This is a genomic window from Streptomyces sp. WG7, assembly GCF_049975785.1.
Classification (GTDB): domain Bacteria; phylum Actinomycetota; class Actinomycetes; order Streptomycetales; family Streptomycetaceae; genus Streptomyces.
In genome coordinates this window covers 103,519-128,108 of record NZ_JBNGGE010000008.1, presented here as the reverse complement: position 1 = coordinate 128,108, position 24,590 = coordinate 103,519, and the positions used below count along the sequence as shown (strand labels likewise).

Sequence of the window (24,590 nt, the reverse complement as noted above, 5' to 3'; positions counted from 1 at the left end):
CGGACGTCCCGCGGAGGTTTCAGTTGATGCGTCAACATCGTAGGGCTAGGCTGATGTCCTGGCTGACGGGATTCTGCCGAGCCGGGCGGGATCAGGCGCACGAGGAGGACACATGACGGTAGAAGTGAGAGACGTGCCCGAGGCGAAGCGCTACGAGGCCCGTGTCGATGGAGAGTCCAAGGTGGCGGGCGTCGCGGAGTACATCCGTACGGCGGAACTCGTGGCGTTCGTGCACACCGAGGTCGAGGCGGAGTACGAGGGCGCGGGAGTCGGGTCCGCGCTGGCCCGCACGGCCCTCGACGAGGCGCGCGCCGCGAACCTGCGGGTGCTGGCCACCTGTCCCTTCATCGCGGGCTGGATCAGCAGGCACCCCGAGTACCAGGACCTGCTGTACCAGTCCCGCAGCAAGGTCACCGACTGACAAGCCGAGCACGACGGGAGCGGGAGGCGGGCATGAGCGGCGAAGCCGAACAGAAGGCATATCAAACGGAATCGATCACGGTGACCTTCGAGGCGAGGCGCTGCCTCCACGCCGCCGAATGCGTCCAGGGGCTGCCCGAGGTGTTCGACCCGACGAGGCGACCGTGGATCCAGCCGGACAGGACCACGGCCGAGCGCCTGGCGGAGGTCGTCCGGCGCTGTCCCTCGGGCGCGCTCCAGTACGAACTCGTGGAGGGCGGGGCGGAAGCCCCCGAACAGCCCACCACGATCACCCGAAGCGCCGCCGGGCAACTGGCCGTGCGCGGGCAGCTGAACGTGGACACGCCGCACGGCGCACGCGCCGAGACCAGGGTCATCCTGTGCGGCTGCGGTCAGAGCGGTCTCCAGCCGTACTGTGACCACGCGGGGCCCTGCGGTCGGTGAGGCGGCCGTGCCCGCCTCCCGCGGGTGACCCCAGGGCCTGGGAGCCGAGCCCATCTCCCCGGCCGTGCGGTGCTCCGGCTGCGACCTGTGACGTGCTGCCGCTACGAAGCGGCAGTGCTGGTCGCAGCCGTCGACCCAATGGCTGCGACCAGCACGGTCGGCACCCCCTCGTCCGGCGAGCGTCAGTTCCAGGGTCCCGGCAGGGGTTCTCACCCAGCAGCTCCGCCGCGGCCGCACAGAGATCTTCGCCGAAGAGCTGGTTGCTGCCCCATGGGGAGCCCCACAGATCGGACGCGGCCCGTGCCGCAGCGCGCCAGAACAGTCCTCGTCGCAGCGCCACCTGCGGATCTGAGCAGCCATCTCCGGTGTGATCGTCGCCGGGGCACCAGTGTTGTGCGTCATCCCGGCGACCCCAGGGACGCTGCGGAGAAGGCGTGGCCACCGGATTTCACCTTCGCCTGCCCGGCGGATCCGCCAGGGCTCGGCCCTCAGAAATCGACCGGCGCACCACTTCGGGGACTTCCCGGACGCCGGAGCCGGGAGCGCCATCCGGTGACCGCCACGATCCGAAAGAGTGGCCCTAGCGGTCGCGACGCGGCGGTACGGGGTGCTTGCTCATGATCGACACGCGATTGAACGCGTTGATGGTGACCGCCACCCAGATCGCGGCCGAGATCTGGTCCGCGGAGAGGACCTGTCGGGCGGCCTCGTATGCGGACGTCTGCATCGAGGCGTTCGCCGGATCGGTGGTGGCCTCGGCCAGTGCGAGGACGGCGCGCTCCGGGGGAGTGAACAGGCCGGTGTCCCGCCATGCGCTCAGGACTCCGAGTCTCTGCGGTGATTCGCCGGCCCGCAGGGCCGCTCGGGTGTGCACGTCGAGGCAGTAGGCGCAGCCGTTGAGCTGGGACACGCGGAGGTTGATCAGTTCCACGGTGGTGCGGTCGAGTCCGGCCTCGGAGGCTGTCGTTCGCACCATTTCCGAGACCTGCGCCAAGGCGCGGAAGGCCTGGGGGCTCTGTTTGTCGATGAAGACCCTTCGGGCCGGGGAGTTGTGGGTGTGGTCGCTCACGACGGGGCTCCTTCGGGTCGTGCGGTGGCCTGTGTCCGGGTGCTGTGGCCATCGGCCTGCCTCCGTGGCATCCTAGTTGATGTGACAACCAGAATGACCAGGAGGTGCTCCCGATGAGCAACGCGGAAACCGATGCCGCGGCTCTGCGCTGCGGAGAGTTCGCCGAACGCGACCGGCCGACCGGATCCCCCCGGGTTGATGTCCTGTCGGCTCGAGAGGTCCCCCTCGGCGGTCCGCGCGCGATACGCGTGCGGCGGACGCTGCCCCAGCGGGAGCGCACGCTCATCGGCGCCTGGTGCTTCGCCGATCACTACGGTCCGCACGATGTCGCCGCGTCGGGTGGCATGGACCTGCCCCCGCATCCGCACACCGGTCTGCAGACGGTGAGCTGGCTGTTCAGCGGAGAGGTCGAACATCGCGACACCCTCGGCAGCCATGCGCTGATCCGGCCCGGCGAGATGAACCTCATGACCGGCGGATACGGCATCGCCCACTCAGAGGTCTCCACCCCGCACACCACCGTCCTCCACGGCGTCCAGTTGTGGATCGCGCTTCCCGGAGAACACCGTGACACCGCCCGCGACTTCCAGCACTACGTGCCCGACCTCGCGCAGGTCGACGGGGCCGGGATCAGGGTCTTTCTGGGCTCGCTCGCCGGGCGGACCTCCCCGGTCCGGGCGTTCACGCCGCTGCTCGGCGCCGAGATCGTCATCGAACCCCGTGCGGCGATCACTCTCGCCGTGGACGCGACCTTCGAGCACGGCCTCCTCGTGGACAGCGGGCACGTCCGCCTGATCGACACCGTGCTGCGGCGTGCCGAACTCGGCTACGTCCCGCGCGGCGTGGACACCCTGACGATGGTGAACGAGTCCGATGCCCCGGCCCGGACCGTCCTCCTCGGAGGACCTCCTTTCGGAGAGGAGATCGTCATGTGGTGGAACTTCATCGGCCGCAGCCACGAGGACATCGTGAAAGCCCGCGAGGACTGGGAAGCCTCCTCCGACCGCTTCGGCGTCATCGACGACTTTCCAGGCGGCCGTCTTCCCGCCCCGGCCCTGCCACACGCCGTCATCACACCGCGCCGGAACCCGCCGGCCCGCTGACCCCCCTTGCGAAAGGCACACCATGAGCGAGTCCTCCACCCCTGCGGTCGTCGAGCGTGTGGACGCCGATCACCGGTACGAGATTCTGGTCGACGGCCAGCGTGCGGGTCTGACCGCGTACCGCGACCTGGGCGCGCAGCGGGTCTTCTTCCATACGGAGATCGACGAGGCGTTCGCCGGCCAAGGGCTGGCCCCACAGCTGGTCCAGCAGGCACTCACCGACGTGCGCGCGGCCGGAATGCGCATCGTCCCGGTCTGCCCCTACGTCGCGAAGTTCCTGAAACGGCACGACGAGTTCGCGGACATCACCGACCCGGTCACACGAGACGTCCTGCGGTGGCTGAAGGCACAGCTCGACTGAGCGGTCCCCACGGAGCCCGTGCGACAGGGGCGCCAACCGGTCGCACTCCGTCGACGGCCTCTCGCGAAAGACAAGGGTCGCGGCGAGGGCGCTTCTCACGGCGGCGGACCGCCCTCCGAACCCGCGGCGCGGGTGTATCGGGCGGCGAGGTCGGCGAAGGCGGCGGCCAGCTGCGGTGGACCGACGATGGTGACGTCGGTGTCGAAGTGCCCGAAGGCGGAGGCGAGTCCGCTCCAGGACCAGGAGCCGAGGGTGAGCCGGCAGTGGTGGGGGCCGAAGTTCCTCGACGACGGCGTCCTGGGCGAAGGGGGTGACGTCGGCGGCCGTGAGAGGGAGGATGACGTCGCCTCGGCAGGGCCAGTCGGTGGTGGTGCCGTCGTTGCCGCGGAAGCGGCTGGCGATGAACGTGGAGACGTCGCCGCCGGGGAGTTCGCGCGTGGTGAAGCGGGGGCCGGGGGTGTGCGGGGCCGGATGCGGTCGACGCGGAAGGTGCGCCAGTCGTCGCGGTCGAGGTCGAAGGCCACGAGGTACCAGCGATGGCGCCAGGTGACCAGGTGGTGGTGCTCTGCGCGGCGCGAAGCGCCGGAGGCGGCGCCCGGGCCCGGGGTGTGGTCGAAGCGCAGTTCCTGGCGGGCGTGGATGGCCCGGCTGAGCTCCATCAGAACCTGAGAATCCACCTCGGCGGTGTCGCCGGCAGCGGGCGGCGACGCGCAGCAGGTCGATGCGGTGACGCAGGTGGGGTGGCATGACCTGGCGGAGGGTGGCCAGTGCGCGGGCGGCGTCTTCGGCGACGGTGGTGCCGGCGGCCGCGGTCTGCACTGGACTCCTACCGGTCCGTCTTCAGCGGACGCACCGTCGCGGTCACCTACAAGGACGCGGGCGCCGTACAGAACGAGAGCGAGGCGGACTGGGTGATGTGGGGCGAGGTGGCCGGCGACGACGGCTTCCACGCCATGGCCTACGACGTGCCCTCGCAGCTGCCCTGGAAACCAGGGCGAAAACCTGTGGGGCCGGCCGGGAGGCGCTGCTGGGCGGCGGGATCGGCCTGGGCTTCGTCCTCGTCTCCGCCCTCCTGGTCACGGCGTTCGGGGGCTACGAGTTCTCCTGGGCGGGCGACGGCTTCATGTCGGTCGTCTGGTCCGCGGTCGCGGTGCAGATCGGCGCGGCGGTCACCGAGGAGTTGCTGTTCCGCGGTCTCGCTCTGCAGGCCCTGGAGAAGTTGCGGGGCAGCGGGGTCGCCATCGTGTTCACCTCACTGTTCTTCGGTGTCGCCCACCTGGGAGCCCCGGGTGCGAACGCGTGGAGCGGAGTGGCGATCGCCCTGGAGGCGGGCGTCCTGCTCGGAGCCGCGTTCTTGTGGCGGCGTAACACCTGGTTCGTCGTGGGGCTGCACTTCGCCTGGAACACCGTGCAGGAGCTGCTGGGCATCCCGGTCTCCGGACACACCTCCGAGGGTCTGTTCAGCGTCGACGTCCACGGCTCCGCCCTCCTGAACGGCGGCGACTTCGGTCTGGAGGCATCGATCGTGCCCGTTCTCATCGGCGTGGCTCTCGCCGTCCCCATGCTCGTCCTCGCCCGCCGCGACGGGGGCATCAAGGCCCGTCGATCCGCGAGCCGTTGAGACAGGTCGACTGGCGGAAACTGAAGTGATGCCCCGTCAGGCGCCCTGGAGTATTCCCCTGCTCCGGGCGTCGCGCGACCGGTGCCCTGGGCGCAGATCGTGAATCGGGAACGTCGGAGGTGAGGGGTGCGTCTCCCATCCCTCTTCCTGCAGTTCCTCTGGCCGCAGCGCCCAGGCGATGGCCTCGCCCGGGCCGGTGTACGAGGGGACGAGGTGGAACGTGGTCCTCGTTCCGTGCAGCCTGGGCGCGGGGCGCTCCTCCCAGGGACCGGCGGGGACGGCCCCGGCCAGCTCCTGGCGGTATCCCCGGCCGTCCAGCCAGACCTCGATGACCATGCGGACGCTGAGCGCGGCTGCTGCTGCAGGGGCCCACCGGTCCTTGTCGAGCAGTGATCCATAGAACCCGGGCAGGGGCCTTCCCCGCTCGTCGGCGCTGTGCGGTCGCTCGTCCTCCACCGTGAAGCTGAGGTTGGATGTGATCTCGACGCTGATCTGCCCATGCGTGCCGTCACGGTGGTGCATCGCGTCCCACACCACCCGCTGAAGCACCTCCGTCGACAGCTCCCCGCTGTTCCGCTCGACACGGCACTCGTTCACGTCACACTCCATGCCGTCCACTCACCGAAGGCCGTGACGCTCTGTCATGAATCACAATAAGTGGACCAGAGTCAGAACTCACCGACATCCCAGGCACCACCGACGAGCTGATGGTCTCCAGACTCGGCTACAGGCGTTCCTCGTCCTCACCTACGTAGCCAGTTGGAGAACGGCCAGTCAGGATGGACGCCTTCTCGACTTGGCCTACCCGGAGCCTAGCGAGGCGTAGAACTGCCGGCGGAGGAACTCAGCGACGGCGCGGTCAGGGTTCGGCGCGCAGCGGACGGCCCTCGTAGGGAAGAAGGAACTGCTTGAGTGCTTGATCGTGTTGCGCCGCCGGTCGGTCTCCCGGTCGAACCCTGGCAGTCGGCCGCCGGGGCCACCGCGCCTCAGCCGGGTTCCATCGCTGGTCGGTCTTCTCGGGGATGGTGCGGGCGATGCCGCGTTCTCCCAGGTAGGCGCGAGAGCCGCGGGAGCCGCGGGAGCTGTAACCCTTGTTTGCGATGACTTGGTCGAGTCAGCACGGCCGGCCGGGGCCTGGGCGGGGAACACGGGTCCGCTCCAACAGAGGGCGTGTGCAGACACTGTCGTGGTGTTGGCCGGGCGTCACCGGGATCGCGAGCGGGCGACCCTCGCCGTCGCAGGCGAGGTGGATCTCGGTGGTCAGCCCGCCCGAGTCGATCCGGACCAGCCAGTCGATGTCGTCGGCCGTATCGGCGTGGGCCTGGATCTACGGCCCCTACAACCAGTCGTGTGTCCACGCATAGCGGGCCGCCTCGTGGCGGGTGCGGGTCTGGGTCTTCTGCATCGCGTTCGACAGGTAGTTGCGGACAGTCCCCTCCGCCAGGTGCAGACGGGCGGCGATGTCGGCGACGGAGTAGCCGTCGCGGGTGGCGCGCAGGACATCGATCTCGCGATCGGTGAGGGGAGAGTCGGCCACCACGGCGCGCGCGGAGACATCGGGGTCGATCCACCGTTTTCCGGCGTGCAGGGTGGCAATCACGGACGTGATGTGCGCGGGCTCCGACGACTTGCTGACGAAGCCCTGAACACCTAGTTTCAGGGCTTTGCGCAGGACCCCGGGGCGGGCGTGGCGAGTCAGCATGAGGATCACCTGATCTGGGCTGGTACGGCGGATCTCGGCGACCGCTTCCAGGCCGTCGACCCCGGGCATCTCCAGGTCGATGACGAGCACGTCAGGCAAGTGTTCCAGTGTTTCTCGGACCGCGGACTCGCCGTCATGTGCTTCGGCGAGCACCGTGATACCGCCTTCCAGGGCGAGCAGCGTCGCCAGCGCTTTGCGCAGCAGTGCCTCGTCGTCGGCCAGTACCACGGTCGTCATCTGTCGTTCCTCCCGTCAGGGAACTGCGCGCGCGTGAGGAAGCGCCCGTCACCCTTCTCCACGATCAGCTCACCTCCGTTGTCGGCCACGCGCTCTCTGAGCGTGGCCAGTCCGCTGAGACCGGACAGGGGCGCGGGACCCGCGCCGTCGTTGAGAACGGCGATGCCCGCCTCCGAGAGGGTGATCCTCACGTAGGTGGCCTGCGCGTGGCGCAGGATGTTGGTCGTCGTCTCGCGCAGCACCTGGCCGAGCAGCTCGCCGACCCGCGCGGCGACTTCCGTTTCCCGCTTCACCCGGACGTAGATACCGGCGGCCTCGAAGAGGTTCTTGGCGTTCTCCAGCTCGGCGTAGAAGTTGAGCCGCCGTTGTCCGTAGGCGAGTTCCTTGGTTTGGTTGATCGTGTCGCCGACGAGGGCGCGCACCTCCCTCAGCTCCTCTCCGGCGCGTCCGATGTCGGTTCCCAGCAGCCTCTCGGCCAGCGTGATCTTGAGTTTGACCACGTGCAGGGTGTGCCCCTGGATGTCGTGCAGATCGCTGGCGAACCGCATTCTTTCCTGGACGACGGCCAGTTCCGCCTCTCGTTCCCTCGAGTCCTCCAGTTCCTCGACGAGGTCGTAGAAGACCTGGCCGGCGAACGTGGTGCTGGTCACCACTACCGTGACTCCTGCCGGGACCAAGACGTACAGGAGCAGCACATCCGTCGTGTCGTCCGGCGCGACCAGCGCTCCTGCCGCGCCCACGAGGGCGACGAAGGCGACCAGACAGATGGTTGCCAGGACGCGATGGCGCGGCAACTTGGGGGCGTAGAGCGAGCCGACGACGGTAATGCCGTAGAACGCGGTGTGTGCGTCCAGCGCCAGCGAGCCAACGATCCACACCGTGGCTGTGACGATCAGGCAAGGGAGGACGACGCGCGGGATGCCGACGGCGGTCCACCGTATGGCGGCGACGAAGGCGGCGATCACGCCGGTGCTCAGAACGACCGTGCCCAACCAGGTCCGGGCATCGACCGCGACCACGAGGGTGCCCACCGAGAGGGTGACGACTGCCATCGTGAGAGCGTTGAGCCGACGCAAACGTTCGCGTGTCTCCCCACGACGCCCGATCGTCACGGCGCTGCTGCTCTGCGGCCTCACCGCAGGCTCCACGGGCTGAGCACGGAGCTCGCCAAGGCGCCTGGCACGAGGGTGCCCGCAGCCGCTCACCTGAGCCACTGGTGAGCGTCGGTCCATGACTCCATGGCATCAGGGTAAAGGCCGGTGCCGAGGTGACGGAGGGCAAGGGCGACGCGGGCCGTGGCGATGACGGCGATATCGGCCGCCGGCAGGACGTGCAGGGACATGGCGGTCTCTCTGGAATCGAGTGTTCGAGTGCGGACAGCGGGTGATGTCCGGGTCGGCAAGGTGATGCGCTTAAAAGCGTCAGCCTGTTTCCACCGATGCCACCAGTGACATCACGTCATGGCCTCACCCTCGGAAATGTCACGGAATGGACGTGACACCACGCCACTGACGTCCTGTCGCGGCATGGAGTGCAATCGGAACATGACCTCGACACCCGTCATCGATGTTGACCGACTCAACCTCACGTACGGTGGGTTCCATGCCGTGAAAGACCTGTCCTTCCAGGTGGAAAAGGGAGAGGTCTACGCGCTGCTCGGCACCAACGGGGCCGGCAAGACTTCCACCCTGGAGACGGTGGAAGGCCACCGCTCGGCCGACTCGGGTACCGTGCGCGTCTTCGGGCGCAGTCCGCGGGACCGGCGGGCCGTTCGCTCCCGGATGGGCATCATGCTGCAGGAGAGCGGGTTCTCCCCGGACCTGACGGTGAACGAGTCCGTACAGCTGATCGGCAAGCTCTCCCGGCGCATCGACACGGTCGAGCGTGTGCTCGATATTGTCGACCTGAAGCGCAAGGCCGACACCAAAGTGTCTCAGCTGTCCGGCGGCGAGAAGCGGCGCCTGGACTTCGCCACCGCCGTCTACGGCCGGCCCGAGCTGCTCTTCCTCGACGAGCCCACCACCGGACTCGACATCCAGTCCCGCGACGCTCTGTGGCGAGCCGTGGACAAACTGCGCGAGGACGGCTCCACCATCGTGCTGACCACGCACTATCTGGAGGAAGCCCAGCAGCACGCCGATCGCATCGGAGTCATGCACAAGGGCACCTTCCACCAGGAAGGCACCGTCTCCGAGCTGACCCGAACCCTGCCGGCCACCATCCGCTTCTCCCTGGCAACCCCCACCCCCGGGCCGCTGCCGTTGCTGGTCACGAGCGACGACGGGGGAAGGTTCCTGATCGAGACTTTCGACCTCCCGCAAGACCTCTACATCCTGCTCGGCTGGGCGCACGCCCACGGCGCCGTACTGCGCGACCTCGAAGCCGGACCGACCCGACTTGACGACGTCTTCCGCGCGATCAGCAGCGACTGATGTCTCAGGGGTCTGGCCGGCCACCGGAAGCGGCCGCACCTCGCCCCCCATATGCCGGAACCTCAGAGGAATCAATCATCTCGATGCTCTCCATCGCTCTCAGCGAGCTGATCCAGATTTTCCGCAACAGGCTGGTGCTGCTGACCAGTTTTGTCCTCCCGATTGCGCCGTGCGCGTTCTTCATCTACCGGCACGAGATCTTCGCCGAACTGGGCAGCCTCGGATACATCGCCGCGGTGGTGATGTTCACCGTGGGAGCCTTCGGGCTCTACACGACCACGGTGACCACGCTCGCCTCGCGACGCCAGAACCTCTTCCTCAAGCGGCTGCGCAGCACCCCGGCGAGTGACGTCGCGATCCTCATCGGGCTGATGCTCCCGGTCACCGTCCTCGCGATCGTGCAGGTGGTCGTCATCCTCGCCGTACTGGCCGCGGTCACCGGAGCTCCGGACAGCCTCCCGCTGCTGGGAGCGGCCGTCGGTTCCACAGTGGCCATGATGCTCGCCCTGGGCCTGGCCACGGCGGGACTGACGAACTCCCCTGAGCACGCCCAGGTGACCACACTGCCCGTCAGCCTCGGCGCCATCGGTGTCTCCACCTGGGTGGGGATCACCGGCACCCAGGAGCTTACCCAGCTCAAACGGCTCCTCCCGGGCGGCTCGGCCACCGAACTCGTCCTCAACGCATGGAACGGCGGCGTATCTGTGGCGGACTCCCTGCCGCTGCTGCTGCCGACGCTGCTCTGGGTCGTCGTCGCCGTCCTGCTCGCTTCCCGCATGTTCCGCTGGGAACCACGTCGCTGACCGCACTTTCTCGTCGGCATTCTCGGTCCAGATGAAGGGCCGTGGGTTCGCGTTCTTTCATGGAGGTGTGGATGCCGCGGCGGATGAGTTTGTCGGTCAGCAGGTTGAGGGCGGCGAACAGGCTGGTGATGCCGTGCCAGTGTCTGGCTCGCTCAACCGGTACGCCCTCCGCACCATGGGGCCCGCCCGTCAGCAGTCGAAGCGCAACAGGAAGTGGAACTTCGCCTCAAGAGGCGCTTTCCCCGCCAGCCTGCCGTTATCGACATGCTGCCGTCCGAAAATCTCATCCTGCTTTCGTCGGCAGGCAGTCGCATCTGCTCAGCCGGTCGGCGACCTGGGACAGATGCTCGGCCGGAGCTGGCGCTGGCACCCGTGATCATGCTGATCGGCTTTCTGCTGTCGGCATCCGTCGGCCGGACCAGCGCGTCGTCGCTCTCACTCATGTGGGAGTTGAAACGAGCCAAAGACACCGAAACACGACTTGCGATGGCCGAGGAACGACTGCGGTTCAGACGCGATCTACACGATGTGATGGGAAGGAATCTCGCGGTGATAGCGCTCAAGAGCGAGCTGGCCGTGCAGATGGCACGGCGGGGCCGGCCGGAGGCCGTTGACCAGATGGTCGAGGTGCAGCGTCTTGCGCAGGATGCACAGGGCGAAGCACACGGGGCCGTCCGTGGAAACCGGAAGGTCGATCTACGGATCGAACTCCTGGGTGCGGCGGGTGTGCTCGAGGCTGCGGGAGTGCGCTGCTCCATCACCGGGGCGGACCAACTGGAGCTGCCGAGTGCCGTCCAGTCGGCCTTGGGCTGGGTGGTGCGCGAGGCAACGACCAACGTGCTGCGGCACGGGAACGCCCAGTGGTGCGCGATCACGCTGGCGGTCACCCCAACGGCAGCCGGGCAACGGGTAGTGCTTACCGTCGAGAGCGACGACACCCCTATAGAGCCGCCGGGCACCACCCGCTCCGGGCTCCCAGGCCTGCGCGAACGCCTGGGAGCCCTGGACAGCACGCTGCAGGCGGAGCTCGGCGAGCAAGGTACGTTCCGGCTGACGGCAGAGGTACCGCTGGAAGAGGTGACAGTGTGAGCAGCGAAGACGAGGCTCGGCCGGACGTACAGGCCGCGGGCGCACCGCTGCTGTTGCTCACGGATGACGAGCACCCTATCCACAGCATGATGGCCGCCATGCTGTCCCTCGAGGACGACCTGACACTCGTCGCCAGCCTGAACGAACGGATGGCCACCCTGGCCCGCACCCCGGAGGCGGAACACGGCGAGCGGGCGCATTCGGGCTGACGCCATCGGTACCGGTGGGGGAGGTGGACATGTGAACGGCGGCCGCACCGTCACAGGGCATGGTGCGGAACTACCTCGCCGGCGGCCAACAAACCCGGGGCGGAGTACCGACACTCCTCGGTGCGTGTCGCGGGACAACACGGCTGGCTGTGGGAAACCCGGCACCGCGGGGGACCGGTCGCCATCGCCTGCCGCAGTACATTCCCACGATTGTTCGCGCCCCTCTGCGCACCCTCCGGGCTTGTCAGGAAGGGCAGCCCGGTCAGCGAACGGCACGATGTGGACTCCGTCAGGCCCGGCTGTGGACTACCCGCCGACTCGCTGACCTGTATCTACGCCACCGCCCGTGGCGCGCGCCTTTGGTGAAACGTAAATAATAGGATGGTCAAAGTTGATGCGTCAACTGATCTGGAGGTGCTGGGGGTGGTCGAGGGGACTGAGAAGGGCAGTTTGCTGTTCGGGGTGAACACGTCCGCGACGTGGCCACCTCCGGCGGGCGGGTGCTGGGAGGCGATGGAGAGTTCCCGGAGTACGCACTCGACCCCCAGGTGCGGGTGCTCGTCGACGAGCGCCGTCACCTGGGCCGGGTCGGGTCGAGCTGCGCCGCGAAAGGCGCCGAAGCCGTCCGCAGGACCTCGTTCGCCCGCTTGAGCTGGGCGTTCTCCTTGTGCAGCGCGGCAAGTTCAGCGCGTTCATCGGTGGTCAGCCGGTCATCCCGCTCACCGGAGTCCGCCTCGGCCTGGCGGATCCAGCCGCGCAGGGCCTCGGGGTGGACGCCGAGGTCGACGGCCAGCTTCTTGATCTGCGGCTTCGGCTCGGAGGTCCGGTACATCCGTACCGCACGCTCACGCAACTCCAGCGAGTACTTTCTGGGAGCAGCCATGGTCGATGTTCCTCTCATGAAACCCATCTGGCCCTCTGTCAACGCACTCCGCATCCCGGGGGAACCTCAGGGCCCGCGAGAGGGCCGTGCCTGGCGTTGCCGAGGTCTGCCTTCGGTACGGCGCCTCCACGGGCATCCCATCAGGTGGGAAGAGCAGCTGCCCGTACAACGCGCGGTCGGAAGCGAGTCCTGACATGGGCAGGGCGCGCAGCCGCGTGTGCAGCGCGCACACGCGCCGTAAGCCCGTTTCTTTGATGACGGTTTCGGGCGTTCGTGAGGTGTCGCAGACCCGGTTCCCGGGAGTCCCCGGCCCCGGAATCGGCCGACTCCGGGGCCGGGCGCAGCACCTCGGCATGTCGTCGGAGAGGTTACCCTTCGGAAGGGTTGCGTGTACCGGTTTGCATCCTTTCTTTGCATTCTGTACTGCTGTGCACTTGTCGTCACACTGCCGTCCCGCAAACGAGCCCGACTTACGGGCGCGACGGCACGCGGAACACTCGAAAGGATCACCCTCGGTGAACGTACCCGGCCATGCGAAGCCCGATTTCTCGGGTCTGAGCGCTATGTACATCAACTGCACCCTGAAGCGCTCTCCTGACCGCAGCCACACTCAAGGCGTGATCGACCGCAGCGTGGCGATCATGCAGGCGAACGGCGTGAGCGTGGACCAGATCCGCGCCGTCGACCACGACATCGCCACCGGCGTCCGCCCGGACATGACCGAGCACGGATGGGACACCGACGAGTGGCCCGCACTGCTCACCCGAATCCTCGCCGCCGACATCCTGGTCATCGGCGGACCGATCTGGCTCGGTGACAACAGCTCGGTGACCCGCCGGGTGATCGAACGGCTCTACGGGTATTCAGGCGTGCTCAATGAGGAGGGGCAGTACGCCTACTACGGACGCGTCGGCGGCTGCCTGATCACGGGCAACGAGGACGGCCTCAAGCACTGTGCGATGAGCATCCTCTACAGCCTGCAGCACATCGGCTTCACGGTACCGCCCCAGGCCGACGCGGGATGGCTGGGCGAGGTCGGTCCCGGCCCGTCCTACCTTGACGAGGATTCTGGCGGCCCGGACAACGACTTCGCCAACCGCAACATCTCGTTCATGACGTACAACTTGCTCCACCTCGCGTCGATGATCCGTCACACCGGCGGCATCCCCGCCTACGGCAACCAGCGCTCGGCCTGGGACGCCGGCTGCCGCCCCGACAACGCCAATCCCGAACACCGCTGAGCCCCTCGAAGCGATTCCAAGGACGTGGGAAGTGATGACCGCACCAGCCACGAGCAACTGGCCGAGCCTCCGGGTCCCAGACTGGACCGCCACCCGCGACACTCTGCACATGTGGACCCAGATCGTGGGCAAGATCCGAATGGCCCACGCGCCGTTGGTCAACCACTGGTGGCAGGTCACGCTCTACGTCAGTCCCCGCGGGTTGACGACCTCGGCCGTCCCGTACCTCACCGGGGCCTTCGAGATCGAATTCGACTTTGTCGGCCACCGGCTCGAAGTCCGCAGCAGTGACGGTGGCGTGCGGGGCTTTCCGCTCCGGCCCATGCCGGTCGCCGAGTTCTACGCCCAGATTTTGCACGCGCTCGACGCGCTTGGGATCGAGGCCCCGATCCATCTGCACCCGAACGAGGTGGAGCCGGCGATCCCCTTCGCCGAGGATCACGACCACGCCTCCTATGACGGTGAAGCGGCTGCCCTGTTCTGGCGACAGCTGCTGCAGGCGAACCGGGTCATGGGCGAGTTCCGGTCGCACTTCATCGGCAAGGTCAGCCCGGTGCATTTCTTCTGGGGAGCGATGGACCTCGCCTGCACCCGCTTCTCCGGGCGGGAGGCTCCTCCGCACCCCGGTGGCGCTCCCAACTGTGGGGACTGGGTCATGGTCGAAGGCTACTCCCGAGAGCTGTCGAGCTGCGGGTTCTGGCCTGGTGGGGGAGAGGAAGGCGCTTTCTACGCCTATGCCTATCCTGCCCCGGACGGATTCGCCGACTACCCGGTCGGACCCGAAGGCGCCCACTTCAGTTCCGAGTTCAAGCAGTTCCTCCTTCCCTACGAGGCCGTCCGCTCTGTCCCCGACCCCGATCGCGCGGTCGCCGAGTTCTTCCACACCACGTACGAAGCCGCCGCCGTGCTGGGAGAGTGGGACCGCTCCGCACTCGAGGACGACCCCTTCCGGTGGGACGGAACCGCTACACCGCGCTGGGTTCCCCAGTGATCCGCACCGCCGCTTTGTCCGCCGGGCGTGCCTGACCCGTTTCGAGCAGCGACTTAGACCGTGTCCTACGTGGTGAGGCGGAGAAGTCGTTTGTAGCAGCAGAGGGCGGCGGCGAGGCCGAGAAAGGCCGGGTAGCTGCGGGGAATCGCGCTCGCAGCGGGGGCTGAGTCGGCGGTAGCCAGACAGCCACGACATCGTGCGCTCGATGACCCAGCGGCGGCGGCCCAATCGTTCGCTGGACTCGATGCCTTTGCGCGCGATCCGTACTCCGATGCGTTTGCCACGTAACCATTTGCGCAGGTCGGCGCGGTCGTAGGCTTTGTCCGCGTGGAGGCGCTGGGGCTTGAAGTGGCGGCCGCAGTGGGGGTCGTGTCTCGATTGGTGACCCTCGACTATGGGCTTCAGCCCTTCGCTGTCGTGGGTGTTGCCGGCGGAGACGCCGACAAGGAGGGGCAGGCCGTTCGCGTCCGACAGGACGTGCATCTTGGAACCCGGCTTGCCCCGGTCCACGGGGCTCGGACCTGTGTGTTCGCCCCTTTTTAGCCCGGACGTGGGCAGTGTCCAGGACGACGCGGGTGACGTCGGCGAGGTCGGCGTCGTCGAGCCGGTGCAGCACGGCCTCATGCAGCCGCCCCCAGAGTCCGGCTCTCGAGGGCTGCCAGGCAGGCCACCGGGTCGCCTTCGGCACTGCCGCCCAGTGGGGCACCTGCCTCGCCGAAGCCCCTCAACAGAGTGTCTGAGTGACGAGTTGACCCGGCTGGGACGGAACCCGCTGATCATGGTCGACGAAGTGGGTTACGCCCCCTTCGAGCCCGAGGCCGCGAACCTGTTCTTCCAGTTGTCTCGGGCCGCTACGAACGCGCGCCTCGGTGATCGTGATCAGCAACAAGCCCCCTTGGGCGCTGGGGTGAGGTCTTCGGCGACGACACCGTCGCCGCCGCAATGATCGACCGACTCGTCCAGGCACCGTTTGCGGGAGCCGTCGGCGTCCCAGCGGCTGTGGGAGAGCAGGGGCTGCAGGCCGTGCGGGGTGGCGTGACCGGCGTAACCGAGAACCGGGCCCTGTCCGCAGCCCGGGCACCCGGCGAACGAGGCATGGCACGGCTGAAGTCCTGGCAGATCTTCCGCAGATCCCGCATCAGTCCCAACCGCATGAGCGTCATCACCAAAGCCGTCCTCACCCTGGAGAGGCACCACTCAGGTGTGGTCTCCACCCTCTGTACGGAAGGGCCCGCACGGCAAGCTGTGCGGGCCCTTCCGCGTCATCCCCTACTTTGCGGACGCCACGTCCTAGTGGGCGTATCCCGCCTCCCCGGTGGGAGACAAGTGGGAGACGAGTGGGAGATGATCATGGCGTGGTGCTGCAATCAGGCGCTAGGAAGTGCGAGAAAGCGCCACCTGTGCGGCCCTGGTTCAGCCGCCGGATTCGCCCGCGTGCGGGCTGAGCACACCGGCTCCCACCAGCACAATCACCACCACACCGAGGATCACGCGGTAGTACACGAACGGCATGAAGCTCTTGGTGGAGATGAACTTCATGAACCAGGCGATGACCACGTACCCGGTGGCGAAGGCGATGGCCGTCGCGAAGAGTGTCGGCCCCCAGGAGACGTGGTCGTTCTCCATCGCGTCCTTGAACTCGAACAGACCGGAGGCGAGCACCGCGGGGATCGCGAGCAGGAACGAGTACCGGGCCGCGGCCTCGCGCCGGTAGCCCATGAACAGACCGCCGCTGATGGTGGCCCCCGAGCGGGAGACGCCGGGAATGAGCGCCGCCGCCTGGCAGAGACCGTAGATCAGGCCGTCCCGGACGCTGAGGTCCTCCAGCTCCTTGCGCCGCCGGGGCGCGCGGTGCCGGCCGCCCTTCTCGTCCCGCGCGGCCATCCGGTCCGCGATGCCGATGATCACGCCGACGACGATGAGCATCGTCGCGGTGATCCGCAGGTCGCGGAACGGTCCCTCGATCTGGTCCTTCAGCGTCATGCCCAGCACACCGATCGGGATCGAGCCGATGATCACCAGCCAGCCCATGCGCGCGTCGGGGTCCGCGCGCAGTTCCTTGTTCGCGAGCGACCGCGTCCACGTCGAGACGATCCGCCCGATGTCCTTGCGGAAGTAGATGAGAACGGCGGCCTCGGTGCCGATCTGCGTGATCGCGGTGAAGGCCGCGCCCGGGTCGTGCCAGCCGGAGAACGCCGCGGTCAGGCGCAGATGCGCGCTGGAGGACACGGGGAGGAACTCGGTCAGCCCCTGGACGAGTCCGAGGATGAGTGATTCAAACCAAGACATGGGTTACGGGGTCCAAGCGGCGATCGAGAAACGGTCGATGGGCACGCCGAACCGCCGTGTGCGGTGATCAGGATCAGGCGTGCCGAGGGGCAGCGTAGCGCCCCTTGATGAACACCGGGCCACGGGGTGAACGGGCTCCGGGCCGCCGTCGGGCGGTCACCGTACGGCCCGGGACCTGTGGGTGGGCGGTCGGGTCCTCGTGCCGGACGGTGCCGCGACAGGCCCGGCGGGCGACCGGTGGGACGAGCTCTTCGCCGCGGGCGCGCTCGGTCACCACGGGCCGGTCGCCGTCCGCGCGCAGGTGCCGGCCGGCCCGTGCCGTGAGGGTCGTCCGGACCGGCGGTGCAACGCGCTCTCAGCGTCCGCGCAGTTGGTGGCGCCTGCGCCAGGCCACCACCGCGCCCGCCAGCCCGGGCAGGGCGATGCAGGCCAGCGCGATCAGGAAGGCGGGAGAGGTCGGTGTCGAGGCGCGGGCGCCGGCGATGGCGTAGGCGGCGGTGTTGGGGATCGATCCGAGCCCCGTCGCCAGCAGGAAGGGCAGCAGGCCCATGCGGGAGACGGCCGCGCAGTAGTTGGCGGCGACGAACGGCACCCCGGGGAACAGCCGCGCCGCCAGCATCGAGCGGAAACCGTGCCGACTGAGCTGCCCGTCCGCGGCCTTCAGCCACTTGCCCCGCAGCAGCGGACGCAGCGCCTCCTGGCCCAGCGCCCGCCCGAGGCAGAAGGCGATCCCGGCGCCGAGCACCGTCCCCGCGAGGGCCGAGGCGAGGCCCAGTTGCCATCCGAACAGAGCGCCGGCCGCCAGGTTCAGCAGGGGCCGCGGTACGAAGGCGACGGTGCACAGTCCGTACGCCACCGCGTACGCGACCACCGCCGCGGTGCCCCCGAGCTGCGGCGGCCAGCCGTTGGTCAGCAACTGCTGCGGCTGGAACAGCAGCACCGCGGTCGCGGCCGAGGCCAGCAGGGCGACGAGCAGGGAGAGCCGGGCCCACGGAGAGAGCAGAACCCTCGTCACGCGGGCGGCGAGACCGGTCGCTGAGGCCGGCGCGGACGGCCCGACGGCCGCGGCGACGGCGAGCTCTGCTGCGGCGGTCCGGGGAGAGACCGTGGCGGTGCCCCCAGAGCGGGTGGTGGCATCGAACATCCGGTGACACTAACCGACGATTGTGTGTGATCGCCGTATGGTGCGTTTCATGAGCGTCACAGCCGCAGAAACTCCGGACGTGCCGTGCAGCCCTCTCGCCGACACCGTGGTCGAGCGACTCACCACCGTGTACACCGCCGCGGCCGATCCCGAACGGGCCGTGGCCATGCGGGCGTACATGAGGGACGTGGCCCCGTTCCTCGGTCTGACCTCCCCTGTTCGCCGCTCCCTGTCCCGGACGGTCCTGGAGGGTCTGCCTCGCCCGGGCGAGGCAGACTGCGCCGCGGTCGCGCTGCGCTGCTGGCGGCTGCCCGAGCGGGAGTACCACTACTTCGCCGTCGATTTCCTGCGCCGTCATGTGACGCATTGCTCTTCCGGTTTCCTGCCCGTGGTCCGGCATCTGCTCACCACGGTGCCGTGGTGGGACACCGTCGACCTGCTCGCCGCGCACGTCGTCGGAGGGCTGGTCGCGGCCGACCGCGACCTCACGGCGGAGATGGACGCCTGGATCGCCGACGAGGACCTGTGGCTGGTCCGCGCGGCCCTGCTCCACCAGCTGCGCTACAAGGAACGCACCGACACCGAGCGCCTCTTCGGCTACTGCCTGCGCCAGTCGGGACACGACGACTTCTTCGTCCGCAAGGCCATCGGCTGGTGCCTGCGCGCGTACGCCGGGACCGACCCGGACGCCGTACGCGCCTTCGTGGCCGAACACGGGCGACGCCTCGCGCCGCTGTCCGTGCGGGAGGCGCTGCGCACCGTCGGCCGGTAGCGGACCGGGGTGACCGGGCTGGTCCGGGACGGCCGGGGCGATACTCGAACTCCCGTGCCATAAAAAACCATTCGACGTGGGGCAAAACGTCGGCAAGGATCGTCGTCATGTTCCGGTACGCCTTCCACCTCGCAGCGTCCGCGGTCGCGGATGCCCCGAAGGCTGCCGTCCCCTTCTTGCCGGCCGCCGTCGACGGCGCCCGAAGCTGACCCTCCCCGGATCGTCCGGCGGACCCCGCAGGGGGAGGGTCGGCCAGTCCCCGGGGTCCCCACCACCGCCACGAGGCTTCGAGGTACCGCCATGTCCAAGACGGCGTACGTCCGCACCAAACCGCATCTGAACATCGGCACGATGGGCCATGTCGACCACGGCAAGACCACCCTGACCGCCGCCATCACCAAGGTCCTCGCCGAGCGCGGCGCCGGCACGTTCGTGCCGTTCGACCGCATCGACCGCGCGCCGGAGGAGGCGGCGCGCGGCATCACCATCAACATCGCGCACGTCGAGTACGAGACCGACACTCGGCACTACGCGCACGTGGACATGCCGGGCCACGCCGACTACGTCAAGAACATGGTCACCGGCGCCGCCCAGCTCGACGGGGCGATCCTCGTCGTCTCCGCGCTGGACGGGATCATGCCGCAGACCGCCGAACACGTCCTGCTCGCCCGGCAGGTGGGCGTCGACCACATCGTCGTCGCGCTCAACAAGGCCGACGCGGGCGACGAGGAACTGACCGACCTGGTCGAGCTGGAGGTGCGGGACCTGCTCACCGCGCACGGCTACGGCGGCGACACCGTGCCCGTCGTACGGGTCTCCGGGCTGAAGGCCCTGGAGGGCGACCCGCGGTGGACGGCCTCCGTCGAGGCGCTGCTGGACGCCGTGGACACGTACGTGCCCATGCCCGAGCGGTACCTTGACGCGCCGTTCCTACTGTCGGTGGAGAACGTGCTCACCATCACCGGGCGCGGCACCGTCGTCACCGGCGCGGTCGAACGCGGCACCGTCCGGGCCGGCGACCGGGTCGAGGTGCTCGGGGCGTCCGTGGAGACGGTCGTCACGGGACTGGAGACGTTCGGCAAGCCGATGGAGGAGGCGCAGGCCGGGGACAACGTGGCGCTGCTGCTGCGCGGTGTCGCCCGCGACACGGTGCGCCGGGGGCACGTGGTCGCCGCGCCCGGCAGTGTCGTACCCGCGCGGCGCTTCTCGGCGCGGGTCTACGTGCTGTCGGCGCGCGAGGGCGGGCGTTCGACACCGGTCGCCACCGGATACCGGCCGCAGTTCTACATCAGGACCGCGGACGTCGTCGGGGACATCGACCTCGGCCCGGTCCCGGTGGCGCGACCGGGGGACACGGTCACGATGACCGTCGAACTGGGGCGTGACGTACCCCTGGAGCCCGGGTTGGGGTTCGCCATCCGTGAGGGCGGGCGGACCGTGGGGGCGGGGACCGTGACCGGCGTCGGGTGAGGACGGTGCCCGGCACAATGAGAAGGTGAACGAAGCCATACCCGTCAGCCGCGTCACCGACCACGGCACCGCCAAGCTCATGCCCGACGTCGACCGGGAGCGGGCCTGGCTGCTCACCGTCGACGGGGCCCCGCAGTCGTACGTCGATCTGGACGAGCCGGCGCACCTGGAGTTCGAGTACACGCGCCGGCTCGGCCATGTCCTGGACACGATCGCCGAGCCGGGACGTGCGCTGGACGTGCTGCACCTGGGCGGGGGCGCCTTCACCCTGCCCCGGTACCTGGCCGTGACCCGGCCCGGCTCGCGGCAGGACGTCGTGGAGGCCGACCGGGGTCTGCTGGACCTGGTCGCCGAGCACCTTCCGCTTCCGGACGGCTCGGGCATCACCGCGCACGGGGCCGATGCCCGTGCCTGGCTGGAGGCCGCCCCCGCCGACTCGGCCGACGTCCTGGTCGCCGATGTCTTCGGGGGCTCGCGGGTGCCGGCGCACCTGACCTCCGTCGACTACGCCCACCGGGCGGCACGGGTCCTGCGCGCCGACGGCGTGTATGTGGCCAACCTGGCCGACGGGGCGCCGTTCCCCTTCTTGCGCGCCCAACTGGCCGGCTTCGCCACGCTCTTCGAGGAGCTGGCGCTGATCGCCGAACCGGGTGTGCTGCGCGGACGCCGCTTCGGCAACGCCGTCCTCGTCGCCGCGCACCGGCCGCTCGACACCGCCGCCCTGGCCCGGCGCGCCGCCGCGGACGCCTTCCCGGCCAGGGTCGAACACGGGCCCGCCCTGCGGGCGTTCATCGGCGACGCGCGGCCGGTGCGGGACGAGGACGCCGTACCCTCGCCCAAGCCTCCGGCCGGGGCGTTCGGCATCGGCTGAGCGGCGCCCGCGGCGCCGCGCGCGGGGCTCCTACTGGTCGGTCGGCGGGGCCTCGGTGAGGCGTACGGTGCTCAGGATCTTCTGGATCGTCGCCTCCGGGATCTCGTCGGCGACGCCCTTGGCGCCGTACAGGTTCCAGGTGACGAAGTCACCCGCGCCGTTCTGGAAGGCGAAGGTGATCGCCTTGCCCTCGCTGTCGCACTTCCCCTTCTGGGGGGTGCCCTCCGAGTGCGCCGTGATGACGCTGCCCTTGATGCCGGACGCGGTGGTGTACGCCTTCGGCTTGCCGTACCTGACGCTCTTCTTGTCCGGCTGCGTGTAACCGCCGAAGATCCACCACGGCACGCGCGTCTCGGCCGCCTGCTCCGCGTTGGTGGCGCCCTCCTCACCCCGGGTACCGGCGGTCGCGAGGGCGGTGTTCTCCTTGCGGCCGTCCTTGTTCTCGTCGACCGTGCACCACTCGGACTTCAGGTAGGCCGGGGCGGTGACGGTGGTGCGGTCCGTCTTGCCGTCCTGCTCCCACTCGAAGCCGACGCTGGTGTCGGTGCTGTCGATCTCCCAGTCGGCGGGCACGTCGAACATGGTGCCGAAGCGCGGGTTGGCGACGACCTTCCAGCCGTCGACGGTCGCCTTCGGTCCGTCGCCGCCCCGCGGGTTGTCCTCGGAGCCGGACACGCTCGGCTCGGCGGTCGGGGGCTCGGACGTGTCCGTGGACGCGCTCGCGGACGGCTTGCCGTCCTTGCCCCCGTCCGCCTGGTCGTCCTTGTCACCGCCCAGCACGAGGAAACCGGTGACACCGGCGGCCACCACCACGGCGAGCGCCGCGACGATCGCGACCAGCCTGGTTCTGTTGCCGCCGTTGCCACCGCCGCCCGGAGCGGGCTGCGGAGCCCCGACGGGCTGCGGAGCCCCCCACTGCTGCTGCCCGTAAGGGCCGGGCTGCTGCTGGTAGCCGGGCTGCTGATAGGGATTCGGCTGTTGGTACCCCGGCTGCTGGTACGGATTGTTCTGCGGGTTCTGCTCGCCCCCGGGCGGCTGCTGTCCTGGCCACATGAGCAGTCACCCTAATGCCGCCCAGGACACGTTTCGGTCACCGGCCTTTGTCAGGGACGTACCGAAGCCCACGACGCGCGTCCCGGCGGCGGCCCTTGGGCTCTCTGCATTCCGCGGGCCGGTGCCTCAGGAATCCGCCGGCGTGTACTCCCTGACCGTGGCGAGGATCTTCTGGACGGCGGCGTCCGGTACCTCGTCGTCGACGTCCGCGGCGCCGAAGAACGACCAGGAGACGAGGTCGCCGTCGGCGTTCTTGAAGGCGAACGTCGTCGCCTTGCCGTCCACGTCGCACTTGCCCTTCTTCTCGACCCCCGACGACCGGGAGGTGGCGACGCTGCCCTCGATGCCGGAGGCGGTGGTGAAGGAGGTCACCGGCCCCGTCGAGACCTTGTCCCGGTCCGGCTGGGTGAAGCCCCCGTACACCCAGGCCGCGGAGTCGGCCCGGGCGATCTCCTCGGTGTTCCGCGCACCCTTGTTGCCGCGGGTGCCCGCGCTGGCCAGGGGCGTGTGGTCGACCGAGCCGTCCCGGTCGTCGTCCGCCCGGCACCACTTCTCCTTGAGGACGGCCGGGGCCCGCATGGCGACCAGGGGCTTCTCCTCGGGGTCGTCGTCCTCCGCGACGTACGTGACCCAGTCGGGCGACTGCCGCATCCAGGAGGCCGGTACGTCGAAGGCGATCCCGATGTCGGGGTTGGCCACGACGTTCCAGCCCTCGACGGTCGGCTTCGGGGCGTCCTCCCCGTTCCGCGGGTTGTCGGCGACCGGCGCGGTCGTCGAGGCGGCGGTGGGGCCGGGCTCGGCCCCGTCGTCCTCGCCGCCGCCCAGCAGGAAGGCCCCGGTCACGGCGGCGGCCACCACGACGGCCGAGGCGGCGACGATCGCCACCACCTTCGTACGGTCCCCGGGACCCCGGCCGGGGGGCGGGGCCGCCGTGACCGTGGGGGCGTTCCACGGGGCGGGCGGCTGCTGCCCGGCGTACGCGCCGGGCTGCTGCTGGTAGCCAGGCTGCTGGTACGGGTTGGGCTGCTGGGGGGTCGGTCCGCCGGTGGGTGACTGCTCTCCTGGCCACATGGGCGGAAAGCATACGACGATCACCGCGGACACCTGGCGACTGGATGCTACTCATGGGTAACCTCCCTCCATGAGCACAGATCAGATGTCGATCGGCGAGTTGCTCGCCGCCACGGTGCCGATGGTCCGGACCCTGAACCTCGAGTACCTGGAGACCACCCCGGAGAAGGCCGTACTGGCCCTTCCGGACCAGGCCGAGTACCGCAACCACGTCGGCGGGCCGCACGCCGGCGCCATGTTCACGCTGGGCGAGTCGGCGAGCGGCGCGATCGTGCTGGCCGCCTTCGGCGACCAGCTCTCCCGGGCGGTGCCGCTGCCGGTCACCGCGGAGATCGCCTTCAAGAAGATCGCGCTCGGCCCGGTCACGGCCACCGCGACACTCGGCCGCCCCGTCGCCGAGGTCGTCGCGGAGCTGGACGAGGGCAGCCGCCCCGAGTTCCCGGTGAGCGTCGCCATCCGGCGCGAGGACGGCGCGGTGACCGGTGAGATGACCGTCATATGGACCCTGCGTCCCAACAGCTGACGCCGGCCGAGCCGGTACGCTTCCGGGTGCGCCTCGTCGAGGCGAACCCGGGAAGCGGACAGACCAGGCAGGCCCTGGGCCCACCCGGAACGCAGCAGGAGCGCGAACTCGGAGGGTCCGGCCTTGCACGTCCAGGAGTGGCTCGACACCGTGCCCGCGGCGGCCGTCTACGCCGTCGTCGGACTGGTCATCGGTCTGGAGAGCCTCGGCATCCCGCTGCCGGGCGAGATCATCCTGGTCTCGGCGGCCCTCCTTTCCTCCCAGCACGGCGGTGTCGACCCGCTGGTCCTGGGCGCCTGTGCGAGCGCGGGCGCGGTGATCGGCGACTCCATCGGGTACGCCATCGGCCGCAAGGGCGGCCGGCCACTGCTGGCCTGGCTGGGCGGGAAGTTCCCCAAGCACTTCAGCGACGGGCACATCGCGACCGCCGAGCGGTCCTTCCAGAAGTGGGGCATGTGGGCGGTGTTCTTCGGCCGCTTCGTCGCCCTGCTGCGCATCTTCGCGGGCCCGCTGGCGGGTGTGCTGCGGATGCCGTACTGGAAGTTCCTGATCGCCAACGTCCTCGGCGGCATCGTCTGGGCGGGCGGCACCACCGCGGTCATCTACTACGTCGGCGTCGTGGCCGAGTCCTGGCTCAAGCGCTTCTCGTGGCTGGGCCTGGTGGTGGCCGTGGGCATCGGCGTCGCGTCGATGCTGGTCCTGAAGCGCAAGGCCAAGAAGATCCAGTCCCTCCCCGCCGCAGAGTAGGAACGCGCCCCCGAAGGGGCGCGGGGAACGGCGCGGGCAACCACG

27 protein-coding genes and 3 pseudogenes are annotated in these 24,590 nt (G+C 69.2%); 18 read left to right on the top strand and 12 right to left on the bottom strand.

Features of this window, described 5'->3' with window-relative positions:
* The first annotated feature begins 112 nt into the window (after nucleotides 1-112).
* Nucleotides 113-421 (top strand): GNAT family N-acetyltransferase, encoded by a 309-nt coding sequence (locus ACP4J0_RS11720; protein ID WP_215204229.1) that lies wholly within the window; start codon nucleotides 113-115, stop codon nucleotides 419-421.
* Nucleotides 422-453: 32 nt separating this feature from the next.
* Complete coding sequence (locus ACP4J0_RS11715; RefSeq protein WP_426598571.1) at nucleotides 454-864, top strand: (4Fe-4S)-binding protein; 411 nt, start codon at nucleotides 454-456, stop codon at nucleotides 862-864.
* A gap of 580 nt (nucleotides 865-1,444) precedes the next feature.
* Here ACP4J0_RS11715 and ACP4J0_RS11710 read toward each other — a convergent pair.
* On the bottom strand, nucleotides 1,445-1,933 hold the full coding sequence (locus ACP4J0_RS11710; protein ID WP_426598570.1) for a carboxymuconolactone decarboxylase family protein: 489 nt from the start codon (nucleotides 1,931-1,933) through the stop codon (nucleotides 1,445-1,447).
* A 113-nt stretch (nucleotides 1,934-2,046) separates the two neighbouring features.
* Between ACP4J0_RS11710 and ACP4J0_RS11705 the strand changes: the two genes are divergently transcribed.
* The gene (locus ACP4J0_RS11705) at nucleotides 2,047-3,036 is read left to right on the top strand and encodes a pirin family protein (protein ID WP_426598569.1); all 990 of its coding nucleotides are present in this window, start codon (nucleotides 2,047-2,049) and stop codon (nucleotides 3,034-3,036) included.
* Between the two features lie 22 nt (nucleotides 3,037-3,058).
* The gene (locus tag ACP4J0_RS11700; protein ID WP_426598568.1) at nucleotides 3,059-3,397 is read left to right on the top strand and encodes a GNAT family N-acetyltransferase; all 339 of its coding nucleotides are present in this window, start codon (nucleotides 3,059-3,061) and stop codon (nucleotides 3,395-3,397) included.
* A gap of 95 nt (nucleotides 3,398-3,492) precedes the next feature.
* Here ACP4J0_RS11700 and ACP4J0_RS11695 read toward each other — a convergent pair whose 3' ends face one another.
* On the bottom strand, nucleotides 3,493-4,074 hold the full coding sequence (locus ACP4J0_RS11695; protein ID WP_426598567.1) for a helix-turn-helix transcriptional regulator: 582 nt from the start codon (nucleotides 4,072-4,074) through the stop codon (nucleotides 3,493-3,495).
* A 90-nt stretch (nucleotides 4,075-4,164) separates the two neighbouring features.
* On the opposite strand from ACP4J0_RS11695, the pseudogene ACP4J0_RS11690 reads away from it, so the two are divergent.
* Nucleotides 4,165-4,401, top strand: a pseudogene (locus tag ACP4J0_RS11690) (hypothetical protein); the annotation flags it as partial.
* Complete coding sequence (locus ACP4J0_RS11685; RefSeq protein WP_426598566.1) at nucleotides 4,314-5,018, top strand: CPBP family intramembrane glutamic endopeptidase; 705 nt, start codon at nucleotides 4,314-4,316, stop codon at nucleotides 5,016-5,018. The pseudogene ACP4J0_RS11690 and the gene ACP4J0_RS11685, both read left to right, overlap by 88 nt.
* 36 nt (nucleotides 5,019-5,054) lie before the next feature.
* Here ACP4J0_RS11685 and ACP4J0_RS11680 read toward each other — a convergent pair whose 3' ends face one another.
* The 4 genes from ACP4J0_RS11680 to ACP4J0_RS11665 all read right to left on the bottom strand — a co-directional run bounded on the left by ACP4J0_RS11680 (nucleotide 5,055) and on the right by ACP4J0_RS11665 (nucleotide 8,299).
* On the bottom strand, nucleotides 5,055-5,615 hold the full coding sequence (locus ACP4J0_RS11680) for a hypothetical protein (RefSeq protein WP_426598565.1): 561 nt from the start codon (nucleotides 5,613-5,615) through the stop codon (nucleotides 5,055-5,057).
* Nucleotides 5,616-6,354: 739 nt separating this feature from the next.
* Nucleotides 6,355-6,957 (bottom strand): response regulator transcription factor, encoded by a 603-nt coding sequence (locus ACP4J0_RS11675; protein WP_426598564.1) that lies wholly within the window; start codon nucleotides 6,955-6,957, stop codon nucleotides 6,355-6,357.
* On the bottom strand, nucleotides 6,954-8,009 hold the full coding sequence (locus ACP4J0_RS11670; protein ID WP_426598563.1) for a sensor histidine kinase: 1,056 nt from the start codon (nucleotides 8,007-8,009) through the stop codon (nucleotides 6,954-6,956). Before ACP4J0_RS11670 ends, ACP4J0_RS11675 begins: the two co-directional genes overlap by 4 nt.
* Before the next feature lie 149 nt (nucleotides 8,010-8,158).
* A complete protein-coding gene (locus ACP4J0_RS11665; protein WP_426598562.1) occupies nucleotides 8,159-8,299 on the bottom strand; it encodes a hypothetical protein in 141 nt (46 codons plus the stop codon).
* A 202-nt stretch (nucleotides 8,300-8,501) separates the two neighbouring features.
* On the opposite strand from ACP4J0_RS11665, the gene ACP4J0_RS11660 reads away from it, so the two are divergent.
* From ACP4J0_RS11660 to ACP4J0_RS11645, 4 genes are all read left to right on the top strand, one after another.
* Nucleotides 8,502-9,389, top strand: coding sequence for an ABC transporter ATP-binding protein (locus tag ACP4J0_RS11660; RefSeq protein ID WP_426598561.1), 888 nt, complete (start codon nucleotides 8,502-8,504; stop codon nucleotides 9,387-9,389).
* 83 nt (nucleotides 9,390-9,472) lie between these two features.
* Nucleotides 9,473-10,192: an ABC transporter permease gene (locus ACP4J0_RS11655; protein WP_426598560.1), complete on the top strand. Its 720-nt coding sequence runs from the start codon at nucleotides 9,473-9,475 to the stop codon at nucleotides 10,190-10,192.
* Nucleotides 10,193-10,570: 378 nt separating this feature from the next.
* On the top strand, nucleotides 10,571-11,281 hold the full coding sequence (locus tag ACP4J0_RS11650; RefSeq protein WP_426598657.1) for a sensor histidine kinase: 711 nt from the start codon (nucleotides 10,571-10,573) through the stop codon (nucleotides 11,279-11,281).
* Nucleotides 11,278-11,490, top strand: coding sequence for a hypothetical protein (locus ACP4J0_RS11645; protein ID WP_426598559.1), 213 nt, complete (start codon nucleotides 11,278-11,280; stop codon nucleotides 11,488-11,490). Before ACP4J0_RS11650 ends, ACP4J0_RS11645 begins: the two co-directional genes overlap by 4 nt.
* Before the next feature lie 574 nt (nucleotides 11,491-12,064).
* Here the strand turns inward: ACP4J0_RS11645 and ACP4J0_RS11640 are convergent.
* Nucleotides 12,065-12,373 (bottom strand): transposase, encoded by a 309-nt coding sequence (locus ACP4J0_RS11640; protein WP_426598558.1) that lies wholly within the window; start codon nucleotides 12,371-12,373, stop codon nucleotides 12,065-12,067.
* A gap of 563 nt (nucleotides 12,374-12,936) precedes the next feature.
* On the opposite strand from ACP4J0_RS11640, the gene ACP4J0_RS11635 reads away from it, so the two are divergent.
* Entirely contained in the window at nucleotides 12,937-13,614 is a 678-nt protein-coding gene (locus ACP4J0_RS11635) for a flavodoxin family protein (protein ID WP_426598656.1), read from the top strand.
* 34 nt (nucleotides 13,615-13,648) lie between these two features.
* Nucleotides 13,649-14,605 carry a DUF5996 family protein gene (locus tag ACP4J0_RS11630; protein ID WP_426598557.1) on the top strand — a complete coding sequence of 319 codons (957 nt, stop codon included), beginning with the start codon at nucleotides 13,649-13,651 and terminating at the stop codon, nucleotides 14,603-14,605.
* Between the two features lie 65 nt (nucleotides 14,606-14,670).
* Here the strand turns inward: ACP4J0_RS11630 and ACP4J0_RS11625 are convergent.
* A pseudogene (locus tag ACP4J0_RS11625) lies at nucleotides 14,671-15,329 on the bottom strand (IS5 family transposase); the annotation flags it as partial.
* 320 nt (nucleotides 15,330-15,649) lie between these two features.
* On the opposite strand from ACP4J0_RS11625, the pseudogene ACP4J0_RS11620 reads away from it, so the two are divergent.
* Nucleotides 15,650-15,796 (top strand): annotated as a pseudogene (locus ACP4J0_RS11620) (IS5/IS1182 family transposase); the annotation flags it as partial.
* A 222-nt stretch (nucleotides 15,797-16,018) separates the two neighbouring features.
* Here ACP4J0_RS11620 and ACP4J0_RS11615 read toward each other — a convergent pair.
* Both ACP4J0_RS11615 and ACP4J0_RS11610 read right to left on the bottom strand, forming a co-directional pair.
* Nucleotides 16,019-16,894 (bottom strand): undecaprenyl-diphosphate phosphatase, encoded by an 876-nt coding sequence (locus ACP4J0_RS11615; RefSeq protein ID WP_426598556.1) that lies wholly within the window; start codon nucleotides 16,892-16,894, stop codon nucleotides 16,019-16,021.
* A gap of 355 nt (nucleotides 16,895-17,249) precedes the next feature.
* Nucleotides 17,250-18,038, bottom strand: coding sequence for a TVP38/TMEM64 family protein (locus tag ACP4J0_RS11610; protein WP_426598555.1), 789 nt, complete (start codon nucleotides 18,036-18,038; stop codon nucleotides 17,250-17,252).
* Between the two features lie 49 nt (nucleotides 18,039-18,087).
* Between ACP4J0_RS11610 and ACP4J0_RS11605 the strand changes: the two genes are divergently transcribed.
* The 3 genes from ACP4J0_RS11605 to ACP4J0_RS11595 all read left to right on the top strand — a co-directional run bounded on the left by ACP4J0_RS11605 (nucleotide 18,088) and on the right by ACP4J0_RS11595 (nucleotide 21,151).
* Nucleotides 18,088-18,810 carry a DNA alkylation repair protein gene (locus ACP4J0_RS11605; RefSeq protein WP_426598554.1) on the top strand — a complete coding sequence of 241 codons (723 nt, stop codon included), beginning with the start codon at nucleotides 18,088-18,090 and terminating at the stop codon, nucleotides 18,808-18,810.
* Between the two features lie 300 nt (nucleotides 18,811-19,110).
* Entirely contained in the window at nucleotides 19,111-20,280 is a 1,170-nt protein-coding gene (gene tuf / locus ACP4J0_RS11600) for an elongation factor Tu (protein WP_426598553.1), read from the top strand.
* A gap of 25 nt (nucleotides 20,281-20,305) precedes the next feature.
* Nucleotides 20,306-21,151 carry a spermidine synthase gene (locus tag ACP4J0_RS11595; RefSeq protein ID WP_426598552.1) on the top strand — a complete coding sequence of 282 codons (846 nt, stop codon included), beginning with the start codon at nucleotides 20,306-20,308 and terminating at the stop codon, nucleotides 21,149-21,151.
* 30 nt (nucleotides 21,152-21,181) lie between these two features.
* Here ACP4J0_RS11595 and ACP4J0_RS11590 read toward each other — a convergent pair whose 3' ends face one another.
* Nucleotides 21,182-22,204: a hypothetical protein gene (locus tag ACP4J0_RS11590; protein ID WP_426598551.1), complete on the bottom strand. Its 1,023-nt coding sequence runs from the start codon at nucleotides 22,202-22,204 to the stop codon at nucleotides 21,182-21,184.
* Between the two features lie 126 nt (nucleotides 22,205-22,330).
* Nucleotides 22,331-23,275: a hypothetical protein gene (locus tag ACP4J0_RS11585; protein ID WP_426598550.1), complete on the bottom strand. Its 945-nt coding sequence runs from the start codon at nucleotides 23,273-23,275 to the stop codon at nucleotides 22,331-22,333.
* A gap of 85 nt (nucleotides 23,276-23,360) precedes the next feature.
* Here ACP4J0_RS11585 and ACP4J0_RS11580 point away from each other — a divergent pair, with 85 nt between their 5' ends.
* On the top strand, nucleotides 23,361-23,798 hold the full coding sequence (locus tag ACP4J0_RS11580) for a DUF4442 domain-containing protein (RefSeq protein ID WP_426598655.1): 438 nt from the start codon (nucleotides 23,361-23,363) through the stop codon (nucleotides 23,796-23,798).
* 123 nt (nucleotides 23,799-23,921) lie between these two features.
* Nucleotides 23,922-24,545: a DedA family protein gene (locus ACP4J0_RS11575; RefSeq protein ID WP_426598549.1), complete on the top strand. Its 624-nt coding sequence runs from the start codon at nucleotides 23,922-23,924 to the stop codon at nucleotides 24,543-24,545.
* Nucleotides 24,546-24,590 lie beyond the last annotated feature (45 nt).